This window comes from Pseudoalteromonas sp. S1608, from assembly GCF_005887265.1.
Taxonomy (GTDB): Bacteria; Pseudomonadota; Gammaproteobacteria; order Enterobacterales; family Alteromonadaceae; genus Pseudoalteromonas; species Pseudoalteromonas undina.
The window spans coordinates 1-10,855 of sequence record NZ_PNDK01000010.1; the positions used below are offsets into that span (position 1 = coordinate 1).

10 protein-coding genes and 2 tRNA genes are annotated in these 10,855 nt (G+C 40.2%); 5 read left to right on the forward strand and 7 right to left on the reverse strand.

Going from position 1 to position 10,855, the window contains the following annotated elements; all coding sequences use genetic code 11:
- Positions 1 to 25: 25 nt before the first annotated feature.
- The 4 genes from CWB75_RS04625 to nudE all read right to left on the reverse strand — a co-directional run bounded on the left by CWB75_RS04625 (position 26) and on the right by nudE (position 1,764).
- Positions 26 to 102, reverse strand: a tRNA-Met gene (locus tag CWB75_RS04625).
- An 81-nt stretch (positions 103 to 183) separates the two neighbouring features.
- Positions 184 to 260: transfer RNA gene (locus tag CWB75_RS04630), tRNA-Met, on the reverse strand.
- A gap of 141 nt (positions 261 to 401) precedes the next feature.
- Positions 402 to 1,199 (reverse strand): 3'(2'),5'-bisphosphate nucleotidase CysQ, encoded by a 798-nt coding sequence (gene cysQ, locus CWB75_RS04635; RefSeq protein ID WP_008108277.1) that lies wholly within the window; start codon positions 1,197 to 1,199, stop codon positions 402 to 404.
- Positions 1,192 to 1,764: an ADP compounds hydrolase NudE gene (gene nudE, locus CWB75_RS04640; protein WP_008108276.1), complete on the reverse strand. Its 573-nt coding sequence runs from the start codon at positions 1,762 to 1,764 to the stop codon at positions 1,192 to 1,194. The genes cysQ and nudE overlap by 8 nt, the downstream gene beginning before the upstream one ends.
- 264 nt (positions 1,765 to 2,028) lie before the next feature.
- On the opposite strand from nudE, the gene yrfG reads away from it, so the two are divergent.
- The gene (yrfG, locus tag CWB75_RS04645) at positions 2,029 to 2,676 is read left to right on the forward strand and encodes a GMP/IMP nucleotidase (protein ID WP_075169517.1); all 648 of its coding nucleotides are present in this window, start codon (positions 2,029 to 2,031) and stop codon (positions 2,674 to 2,676) included.
- Here yrfG and CWB75_RS04650 read toward each other — a convergent pair whose 3' ends face one another.
- From CWB75_RS04650 to CWB75_RS04660, 3 genes are all read right to left on the reverse strand, one after another.
- Positions 2,677 to 3,300, reverse strand: coding sequence for a dUTP diphosphatase (locus CWB75_RS04650; protein WP_138570014.1), 624 nt, complete (start codon positions 3,298 to 3,300; stop codon positions 2,677 to 2,679).
- A gap of 52 nt (positions 3,301 to 3,352) precedes the next feature.
- The gene (locus tag CWB75_RS04655; RefSeq protein WP_008108271.1) at positions 3,353 to 3,721 is read right to left on the reverse strand and encodes a YacL family protein; all 369 of its coding nucleotides are present in this window, start codon (positions 3,719 to 3,721) and stop codon (positions 3,353 to 3,355) included.
- Positions 3,722 to 3,835: 114 nt separating this feature from the next.
- The gene (locus CWB75_RS04660) at positions 3,836 to 4,060 is read right to left on the reverse strand and encodes a hypothetical protein (protein WP_054202800.1); all 225 of its coding nucleotides are present in this window, start codon (positions 4,058 to 4,060) and stop codon (positions 3,836 to 3,838) included.
- A gap of 315 nt (positions 4,061 to 4,375) precedes the next feature.
- Here CWB75_RS04660 and uvrD point away from each other — a divergent pair, with 315 nt between their 5' ends.
- The 4 genes from uvrD to CWB75_RS04680 are packed head-to-tail and all read left to right on the forward strand — an operon-like array spanning position 4,376 to position 10,616.
- Entirely contained in the window at positions 4,376 to 6,541 is a 2,166-nt protein-coding gene (uvrD, locus tag CWB75_RS04665) for a DNA helicase II (protein ID WP_008108265.1), read from the forward strand.
- Entirely contained in the window at positions 6,519 to 8,609 is a 2,091-nt protein-coding gene (locus CWB75_RS04670; protein WP_138570015.1) for a GNAT family N-acetyltransferase, read from the forward strand. Before uvrD ends, CWB75_RS04670 begins: the two co-directional genes overlap by 23 nt.
- A complete protein-coding gene (locus CWB75_RS04675; RefSeq protein WP_138570016.1) occupies positions 8,578 to 9,702 on the forward strand; it encodes an ABC transporter substrate-binding protein in 1,125 nt (374 codons plus the stop codon). The genes CWB75_RS04670 and CWB75_RS04675 overlap by 32 nt, the downstream gene beginning before the upstream one ends.
- 56 nt (positions 9,703 to 9,758) lie before the next feature.
- Positions 9,759 to 10,616 (forward strand): chemotaxis protein, encoded by an 858-nt coding sequence (locus CWB75_RS04680; RefSeq protein ID WP_138570017.1) that lies wholly within the window; start codon positions 9,759 to 9,761, stop codon positions 10,614 to 10,616.
- Positions 10,617 to 10,855 lie beyond the last annotated feature (239 nt).

Consider the following 10,855-nt stretch of genomic DNA (forward strand, 5'->3'; position numbering starts at 1 on the left):
GACATACTCATACACTTTATTTCAGTGGTTGCGGGAGCCGGATTTGAACCGACGACCTTCGGGTTATGAGCCCGACGAGCTACCAGGCTGCTCCATCCCGCGCCTGTATATTTAAAGTCTATCGACTACTTAATTTTTACTCTTAAGCTTGAGTTTTTACAGTACCTAATTTTCTAAAAAAATTGGTTGCGGGAGCCGGATTTGAACCGACGACCTTCGGGTTATGAGCCCGACGAGCTACCAGACTGCTCCATCCCGCGCCTGTAATTTCTTAGTAACAGTATTGTGTTATTCACAAGCCTGTTTCGAAGAGAGCGCTATAATATAGGAATAAACCTATAATGCAAGGTTTTACTAATTAAAAGCGTTTAAGTGAACAAAAACCCATCAAACAGTGGTATTTACAGTAATCGTTGATGTGGATTTATCATTTTTTGCCACTCCCAGTCGGGATGACCCATAACAATAAAATCCGGATTTTCTGTACTTTCTCTTTGGTTATACGTTAAAGGATTAAATTCAGCGTCGGTAATACAGCCGCCCGCTTCTTCAACAATAACTTGCGATGCACCCGTATCCCACTCACCTGTAGGACCTATTCTTAAAAAACAATCTGCTTTACCCTCAGCAACAATACACGCCTTAAGTGAACACGAACCTAAAGCCACCGTTGCAAATTGCGCATTTAGATACTGGCTAACTGCTTCTATTTTTTGGCGGCGGCTTACAGCCAAAGTTAAACTCTCGGGCGGTGCTACAAATATTTGTTTATCGTGCTCACCTTCACGCTTAAATGCCCCATTTTTAGCCGTTGCATAATAGGTCACGCCCTTTGCTGGCCAATGAATAACCCCCAACACTGGGTGGTTATTTTCTATCAATGCAATATTAACGGCAAAGTCACCACTTTCGAGTATAAATTCACCGGTGCCATCCATTGGGTCAAGCAACCAATAACGTTGCCAATGCTGTCTATCTTGCAACGCTGGAATGGGGGTTTCTTCTGACATAATTGGAATGTCAGGAGCAAGCGCATTTAAACCCGCCACGAGCACATCATTTGCAGCTAAATCTGCTTTTGTTACTGGCGTATTATCTGATTTTTCTTGCTGACCAATATCGTCTTTTTTATACAAAGACATAATGGCATCCCCTGCACTTTGCGCAAGCTCAATACATGGCTCTAGAAGTTTATTCATTAATGTCTCCTGAGGCTAAATACTTATCTAATAATAGCAGAGCCGCAACACTACGTGCTTCAGTAAAGTCAGGTTGTTCTAATAACGACTGCCACTGTGAAAGTGGCCATTTCACAACCACTAAGGGCTCAGGCTCATCGCCTAGTAAGGTTTCAGGATATAAATTTTTAGCAAACAAAATATGCATGGTTGCGTTAAAATAGCTCGGTGCCATAGTGACCGTTTTAAGCGGTTTAAAGTATTCAGCGCCAAAGCCAATTTCTTCTTTGAGCTCTCTGTTTGCAGCCTGTTCAGGCGTTTCACCTGGGTCAATGAGCCCTTTGGGAAACCCTAACTGATAGTCATTGGTGCCTGCACAATACTCACGAACCAGTAATAACTCATTTTCAGTGGTCATAGGTACAATCATAACGGCTCCACGACCACCGCCGCGAATTCGCTCATACTGACGCTCTTCGTTATTTGAAAACTTAAGCTCTAAAGACTCCACAGTAAATAAGCGACTTTTAGCGACAACATTATTACTGAGAATTTGTGGTGGTGTTGGGTGCTTTTTCTGTGTCATGGGCATCAATTTGCTATCATTGCAGTTATACTAATCATATACCCAAATGAGTATAAGATGCGAGTTTCAGTTTGAATTAAAAGCAATTTAATTGAGCAAATAATTCTCGGGTTTAGCTAAGGTTAATTCTTTATTTTAGGCTACGAATACGCTCTTAATATAACATTGTCGGATTTATACCTTAATAACTCAATTAACAAAGTTCATTAATCTACTTCATCGCAACTTATTCATTTCAAAAAGTAGTTTTCATAAGGATACATCATGCTCAACTGGTCAAAAATCGATACTGTATTACTCGACATGGATGGAACTTTACTTGATTTACATTACGACACTGAATTTTGGCTCAATGTTGTACCCCAACAACATGCTCTGGCTCAAAATATCAGTTTTGAGGAAGCCCGCGCAGATATCTTAAAACGCTATCAGGCTGTGAGTGGCAAAATTCAGTGGTACTGCTCTGACTATTGGGAAGCACAGCTAAACTTACCTATTCTCGAACTAAAGCGCCAGTCTGCCCACTTAATCAAAATTCGTGAAGACGTTCCGCATTTTTTAACTGAACTTAGACGAGCAGGTAAAGAGCTCATTTTGCTGACTAATGCCCATCCTGAATGCGTCATGCTTAAATTTGAACATACCGCTATTGATAACTATTTAGACGGGGTGGTATCGACTCATGAATATGGAGTAAGTAAAGAGCAACAAAGCTTGTGGCATAAAGTGCAAGAGGACTTAGGGTTTGATAAACGCCGCACTTTATTTGTAGATGACAGTTTACCGGTATTACATGCCGCACGAGAATACGGCATTGAGCATTTACTTGCGGTTGCTAACCCTAATAGCCAGCAACCACATAACGATATAAGCGATTACTTAAGCGTAACCGACTACCGCGCTATTATATAATTAGCTTTTTGGGTAACGCGCTACTAAGCCTTGATATACCTGTTTTGCAAAATCTGCATGTTCAGTATCAAGGCTTTTAACTACTTCTACTAAGTGTTCGTTATCTTCTTGACCATGCCATACTTTAATGTAGCTGCCATCTTTGTAACCATGATCTTGGCGGAAAAAGTTAAGCGTATTTTTACCTACATAACCACGGTATAAATCATCAATATCCATGCCTATTTGCGCCATACAACCAGAAAAGGCGGCTGCATCAAAGGTTTTATTGGCAACAGCACTGGCCGCTAGTAATTCAAGCGTTTGTTTAAAGTCATCACCTTGTTGTGGTGCACTCATTTCGGCTTGTAGTTTTGTTGCTATTTGCTCGTAGCTAGTCTCACCGTCAATACGCAACGATAAGCCAAAATGAAAAATATCAACCAGCTCTAAAATCACCTGTTCAGTATCTGGTGTTTGTTTTTTCCACCATTTCCAACCGTAATGGTCTAACATTTCTGCACATTCAACCCAAATAGCTCTGTACCATTCGAAGCCTTGGCTAAACCATTGCTCATGTACTTTAGTATTCATGGCATTTTGCATTTCTAGCATAACAACTAGCTTGTTTAAATTCGCAGACATATTGGTTCCACTGTTGGATTTATAATTAGGGTAATAATACAGATAATATAACTTAACGACCAGCCGAAAACTCATGCCATGAGTTGATCAGGTCAACAAAGTCTTCAAAACCACAACCGCTGCTTAAATCATTCTCTTCAAGCATTAATTCGTCATCTTGGTAGGCTAATATATCTTCGTTATCTTGATGCAGCGCATGCGCTTCAAATAACGCTTCATCTTTAGAAAGGATCAGGTCAATTTCTTGGCCTTTAAGTGTTAACGGTTCAAAGCTTGAACTCACCGAGCTAATAAGCGCCAGCACCATAGCCACTTTGTCTTTGCCTATCTCTTCATTTAACCAACGGCCTATAATCGCATGCTCGCTGCTTATTTTAATTCTTAACCCACTAATAGGGTCGCGAATAAATTGGTATTCCATAACTTTATTCCAGTACTGCTAATTACAACAGATTATAACCTAGTCAGTTATGAATAACGCAAGCCAGATACAAAAATAGCGCCGCAAGGCGCTATTAAAGTATGCTCAATACAGCTAACCACCTGAGCGATAGCGGGCAGCATCAATAATTGCCCATAAATGGAATACGGCTCCAACAATAGCTGGAACAACTAAGAACCATAACGCGTAACCGCCAAAAACCAAAATGGCAAACACCAGCGCCGATAAAATACGACCCTGCACCAACTGCCCTAAACCCGGGAAAAAAATATTACATAGAGCGGCTATTACATTTCCGCCAGAACCTTGTTGAGACATACTAACCTCTGTAGTTTAATTAATTTTGTATTTGTACTTATTATTTATACTTACACACTTTATGCCAATTTATTAAGGCTTACAAATCATACAGTTAAATTATTACGAATTCATCGCTTTAGTATTTTTTGCCAAAAATAAGTCAAATTAGCAATTTTAAATAGCTATTTTAGTTACTTGCTCAGTTTATACTGTTCACTATTCAACAACTTAAATACCTATTTTATAAATAGCTGTTTATAAAAACAGTATTTTATTTAGCCTAACAAAAACACCTGTTATACTGCTCTCATTATTGATTAAAAAGGCGTAACGATGGACGTTTCAGAATTACTCGATGGCTTAAATGATAAACAACGCGATGCCGTTGCAGCGCCATTACAAAACATGCTGGTATTAGCAGGAGCAGGTTCAGGTAAAACTCGAGTATTGGTTCATCGTATTGCCTGGTTAATGCAAGTAGAGCAAGCCTCTGCCTACAGTATTTTTGCGGTAACCTTTACCAATAAAGCCGCTAAAGAGATGCGTTCAAGGGTTGAAGAAACTCTAAAAGCCCCTGTTGGCGGCATGTGGATTGGTACTTTCCATGGTTTATCGCACCGAATTTTACGGGCACATCACCGTGAAGCAAATTTACCTGAAGCCTTTCAAATTTTAGACTCTGACGATCAGCTTCGTATGATCAAGCGTTTGTTAAAATCTATGAATATTGATGATAAAAAATGGCCGGCCAAACAGTTTGGTTGGTACATAAGCGCTAAAAAAGACGAAGCTCTGCGCCCTAAAGATATTCAGGCATACGATATTAACGAGCAAATGATGCTGCGCGTTTACGCAGCCTATCAAGAAGCTTGTGATAGAGCGGGCCTAGTTGATTTTGCTGAAATATTACTACGTAGTTATGAGGTTCTTAAAAACAACCCAACCCTGCTTCGTCATTATCAGCAGCGCTTCGCACACATGCTAGTAGACGAGTTTCAAGATACCAATACTATTCAGTATGCATGGCTAAAATTACTTGCGGGCGACACTAGTAGTATTATGATTGTAGGTGATGATGACCAAAGTATTTACGGTTGGCGTGGCGCTAAAATTGAAAATATCAAACGCTTTTTAACAGACTTTGATGCAGAGACGATTCGCCTTGAGCAAAACTATCGCTCGACTGCCACTATTCTTAAAGCGTCTAATGCACTTATACAAAATAACTCCGAGCGTATGGGTAAAAGCTTGTGGACTGACGGTAACGACGGCGAACCAATTTCTATTTATGCTGCCTTTAACGAGCTAGATGAAGCGCGCTTTGTGAGTAGCAAATTACGCAGCTGGCTAAATGCCGGAAATGCGCTACAGGATGCGGCTATTTTGTATCGTAGTAATGCGCAATCGCGGGTACTTGAAGAAGCGATGCTACAAGAAGGTTTAAAATACCGAATTTATGGTGGTATGCGATTCTTCGAACGTCAAGAAATTAAAGATGCCCTCTCATACTTACGCTTAGTGGGTAACCGCCAAGATGATGCCGCATTTGAGCGTGTAATTAATACCCCAGCCCGTGGGATTGGCGACAAAACATTAAGCCATATACGTGACTGCGCTCGCGCTGAATCTTTGCCGCTTTGGTATGCTGCTAAAGCCATTGTAGAACAACAGCATTTATCGGGTCGAGCATCAGGAGCTGTTGCAAAGTTTGTCGAACTTATTGAGCATATTGAAGATAAAATTAGTGACTTAACGTTGCATGAGCAAGCTAAATACGCGATTCAAACCTCAGGGTTAATGGCTATGTATCAGGCTGAAAAAGGCGAAAAAGGCCGCGCTCGAGTAGAAAACTTAGAAGAATTAATTAGTGCCTGCGATCAGTATGAACTCCCTGAAGAGGAAGAGTTTAGCTCGCCACTACAAGGCTTTTTAGCTTATACCTCACTTGAGTCTGGCGAAGGCCAAGCCGATGAGCATGAAGACGCCGTACAAATGATGACGCTTCACTCAGCTAAAGGTTTGGAGTTTCCTTTAGTGTTTATGGTCGGTGTTGAAGAAGGTATGTTTCCATCTCAGCAAAGTAATGAAGAAACCGGCCGTTTAGAAGAAGAGCGCCGTCTTTGTTACGTGGGTATGACCCGCGCTATGGATAAGCTCTATATAAGCCATGCCGAAAGCCGCCGTTTATATGGCCAAGAGAAATATCACAGCCCATCGCGCTTTTTACGTGAAATACCCGAAGACTGCGTAGAAGAAATTCGCATTAAAACACAAGTATCTCGCCCGCCTGCAGCCGGTCGCTTTAGCGCATCGGTTAGCCATGCTGCATTTGAAGAAAGCGGATTTAACTTAGGTCAACGCGTGCTGCATGCAAAGTTTGGCATTGGCACCGTACTCAACTACGAAGGCAGTGGCGCACAATCTCGCGTACAAGTTAACTTTGACGACTTAGGCAGTAAGTGGTTAGTAACAGCTTATGCAAGATTACAAGCCGTTTAACCACGTTGTAGAGCGTATACAGCAACAACTAGCGAATGCGAAACATCGCCAGTTGTTGCTGCTTACAGGCGATAAAAACTGGTGTTATGAGCAATGTACTCAGTTGCTTGCTCATTTGCAGCACCCTTCTTTTGTACTGTCAAAAAGCACTCATTTAATTAATGCACATTGGCCAGAGCATACCCACCAAATTTTAGGACAAGAGTGCGCCCATGCTGTGTACGATGGCTACAGTGGGCTGGTGCCAGATAAACTAGCCGCGCTCAGTGGCGTTGTGCAAGCAGGTGGCTTTTTAATTATATTGCTACCCGAACTTAAAGAACTTGAAAACTGGTGTGATGACGCCCTTCCCTTATTTCAATCTTTTGGGCAAATGCACCCTTACAGCTTTTTTAACCAACGCTTAGCTCACTTACTAAGCAAAACTACTTTACTGCATTTTAGCCAGCAAAATGGTTGGCAGTGTATTACCGATACGAATCTATCAACTGGTGAAATTGACTTTACCGAGCAACAACAGTGTATTGAATTAATAATAAAAACGGCAAACGGACGAGCAAATCGACCATTATTAATTAATGCAGATCGGGGAAGAGGAAAATCAGCCGCATTAGGTATTGCAGCAAGTAAACTCAGCGATAAAAACATACTTATTTGCTCTATGCAATTTCGTGCTTTGCACAGTAGTTTTAAGCACTTAGCGAGTGAGCTTGATATAGATTATCGAGCTGGCGATAAACACATTGCAAACATGCACTATGTGGCGCCTGATCAACTACTGAACGAACAACCGCAGTGCGATTTGCTATTAATTGATGAAGCAGCAGCAATCCCTGTTCCAATTCTCATAAAAATTCTTCACCTTTATCCTCGCGTGGTCTTTTCAAGCACTATGATTGGCTATGAAGGTAATGGTCGCGGTTATATTTTAAAGTTTACTCGTTACCTCAAAACGCATTTTAAAAACATGCGTAGCATCAGTCTTGAGCAGCCAATCCGTTTTGCAAAGCACGATCCTTTAGAGCTGCACCTTCGTACACTCTTAGCTTTGGATGCAGAACATCACAGCGCTAGTTTGAATACTGCTCCCCTACAATTTAAGCATCTGCAAGCAAATCAACTTACTAACGACGAGCCACTGCTTCATCAAGTTGTTGGCTTACTAACACTGGCACATTATCAAACCAGTGTGAATGACTTACGTCACTTACTAGATGCCGCTGGGCAACGCCTATTTGTTTGTCAACAAGGTGATAATATTCTTGGTGTGTGTTTAGTAGCGATAGAAGGTGGCTTTACTACATCGTTGAGTGATGAAGTAGTGCAAGGTAAGCGCCGCCCTCAAGGGCACTTAATGGCGCAAAGCCTTGCACAATTAAGCTTTAACCCTGAGGTATTAAAACAATACTGCGCTCGCGTGGTGCGAATTGCCATTGACCCAGAGCAGCACAATAAGCACCTAGGAACACAATTACTTCATTACTGTGAACAGCAATTACAGAACGAGTGTGATTGGTTTGGTGCTAGCTTTGGTGCTAATGCGCAATTACTTAGTTTTTGGCAAAATAATGACTTTAATTTGGTTAAGCTGGGTTTTCAAAAAGATAAGGCAACGGGTGAACATAGCGCATTAGTTATTAAGAGCTTAACTAAAAATGACCAACTACTAGAACAATTAACAGCCCAGTTCGAAGCTGATTTTCCTTTGCAGTTGCTCAGCCATTTTAGTCAGCTAGATTATAAACTGGTAGCAAAAATTGTTTCACGCTTTAATACTCATACCAATAGCATAGCTGATCAATCAAGATTAAAGTCTATGTTAACAAGTGACTATCAGCTATTTAATATTACACCTTTACTATGGCGAAGCTTTTGGGCATCTCCTCTTAGCTTGCCAAATGATGAGGATAATTTCCAATCTGTTTTTATTAGGCTAGTATTACAAAATTGGAAACCTAAAAATATCCAAACCGAGTTAGGTGTGAATGGCATAAAGCCGTTTAATATATTATTAAAAAAGGCTGTAAATAACTGGTATGAACGCACTTCGCATAATAATACACCTTAGTATTGCCCTCATTGCAATAGCCCTAGGACAGCCTTCAGCCTTTGCAGAGCAAGATAATAGCAAAGTTATTAAACTTGGCATGTCTACAGCACTAAGCGGACCGGCTCAAAATATTGGTCAACAATTGTATAAAGGCAGTAGCATTTACTTTAACAAGGTTAATAATGCTGGCGGAATAAACGGCGCTCAGGTACAACTTCTAGTTGCTAACGATAATTACGAACCAAAACAAACCGTTAATAATACCCGTACTTTTATTTATTCCGACAAAGTCGATGCATTGTTTGGTGCCATGGGCACCCCAACCAGCCATGCTATTATACCTTTACTAGAGCAATCAAAAATTCCGTTCTTAATGCCTTTTAGCGGGGCAAGCTTCCTACATGATAAATCACGCGCTAACATATTTAATTTAAGAGCAAGCTACAATGACGAAGCCGCAGAGCAAATTAAATACTTAGTAGAGGAGCGCAAACATACAAAGATAGGGCTATTTATTCAAGCAGATGAGTTTGGCTTGTACGTAGAATCGGGGCTAAGGAAAGAACTAACAAAATATGATCTGTCGCCTATAAAAGTCGCGCGTTATCAACGTAATAGTCATGATGTAGCATCAGCGCTTAATGCCTTACAAGCCAGTGGGGTTACAGCTATCTGTTTAGTTGGCACCTACGCACCACTTGGTGAATTTATAAACAGTGCACATGCGAAGAATTTTACCCCAGACTATACCAGTGTTTCTTTTGTACCTAGCTTTGACTTATTTGATGAAGTAACCACACCCTCACATATTATGGTTACAGAAATTGTTCCTAATCCACTCACATGTAATGATGATTTTTGTAATGAATTTTTGGCCGATATGCAAGCAAACAAGATTACAAAACCCAACCGTCTTCATTTTGAAGGTTATATTAATGCGATGGCATTTAGTAGGGCTGCAGCAAACTGCAAATTACCGCTTAAACACTCGTGCCTAATGAAAGAGCTTAATTCACTGTTAACAAATGATAAAATAATCAAAAAGTTTTTTATTGATACAAAAAATGAAAATAAACGTAATGTATATCGCTCTTATTATGTGAATAAATAAGTACCTTCCAAATATTGTTCTATCCTTAATATACAAACTAAGTATGTGAGGAAACTATGGACTTAATTAACTTTAAAGTGGGTTATAAAACCATTTCACTTAAGATTCTTGATATCTTATTAACGGAACAATTTAATAATAACCTCACGGTGTTACCTAACGATAATAAAAGCTTTTTGGGCGTTAAAGATTATATGGGGATCCCAACCCCTGTATTTGATCTTGGAATCATTTTAAATGGAGTTTCTACTGAGCGCAGTAATTTAGATGCTTTAAAGCAACTTAAATCTTGGCAAAAACAACTAATTGCTTGGTTTAATAAATTAGAGCAAGAACTACTCGTTTCGCAAAGCTCGTTAAAGGCGAATCAGTATGAGCTTACTGATTTTGAACAGTTTTATACGGAGTTTAAAACTGATAACGATGAATTAAAAAATACTATGTCACGCTTTGATAACCCGTTTAAATCGCTTCTACACAAATTGACCAGTGCAATAGATGCATATAAAAAAGGCAACAGCAAACAAGTTAGTACTCAACTTGAGATTATAAGGCGACATGATCTTATTCACCTAGAGCGTTTATTCGACTCTGCAATAGAACAAATCACTTTAGATTATAAACCTATTATTGTGTTTACCACTAAAGATGGCATGACCCCTCATGTAGGCCTATTAGTTGATAAGGTTGAAGATAATATTGAATATAAACAAGAAGATATTAAACCACTAGATAAGCTTACCGAAGTTGGTTTTGATATTGACCCCCAAACAAGAAGCATGATGTATGGACTGATCAAACTCGCTGATAAACATAGTGTACTTATTGATCCTAGCGCAATATTTAAGCCCAAAGAGCTTGAACCATCTAGCAGCGCTCAAGAGCAAGAAACTGAAGCCTATGGTCTGTTTTAAGAATGCTTCCTTTACACCCGTAAAAGTCCGACTCTTGAATCGGGCTTGCTTGTATTTAGAGTCGGTGCGCTATTTTGCCCATGGGTTTCGTAATACTCAACCCTCGCTACGATGGTCAGGTTAACGCTGTGCAGCTGATAGCTGACGGCTAATACTTGCACTATCCTGCAGACGTAAAAAAGCCCGACTCGATCGCCTCCGGCGATCTCATATATTCATCCTCGTACTGTACTACTATC